This window comes from Paraburkholderia nemoris, from assembly GCF_905221015.1.
Taxonomy (GTDB): Bacteria; Pseudomonadota; Gammaproteobacteria; order Burkholderiales; family Burkholderiaceae; genus Paraburkholderia; species Paraburkholderia nemoris.
The window spans coordinates 1-517 of the sequence record NZ_CAJNBO010000126.1 but is presented as its reverse complement, the minus strand read 5'-3'; the positions used below and the strand labels follow the sequence as shown (position 1 = coordinate 517).

Here is a 517-nt window from a genome sequence, read left to right as displayed (position 1 = left end):
GGCGCCGCCGGCCATGACCGCACCGTAGCCCTGGGCCGCATTGACCCCTGCGTAGCCCGTAAACAGGTTCGTGAAGCCGTGCTGCCAGGTGCCCTGGGCAAAGGCCGGGTTACCGGACACGCCGGGCGTGCGCACCGTACCCGCCGTGAGGCTGTAGCGGTTCACCCCCGGGCGCAGCGACAGCGGCACGGCCGCGTACGGCACCGAGAAGGTGTGTACGCTGCCATCGGCCTCGGTGACCGACACGTTCAGATCGCCACCATAACCCGTCGGATACAGGTCGTTGATCTCGAACGCGCCGGGCGCGACCGTCGTCTGATAGATGGTGACGCCGTTCTGGCTGATGGTCACCTTCGCATTGCTGGTGGCGATACCGCGCACGGTGGGCGCATACCCGCGCAGCGAGTCGGGCAGCATCCGGTCGTCGGTGGCCAGACGCACCCCGCGGAAGGCCGTCGAGGTGAACAGTTCGCCGGTGGTGTAGCCCTCACCGATCGTCAGCTGCGAGGCCCACGCA

General features: G+C 68.3%; 1 protein-coding gene. It reads right to left on the bottom strand.

From position 1 onward, the window contains the following. A partial coding sequence (locus KHO33_RS41970; RefSeq protein ID WP_211629356.1) for a fimbria/pilus outer membrane usher protein occupies window positions 1-517 on the bottom strand: 517 nt, incomplete at both ends.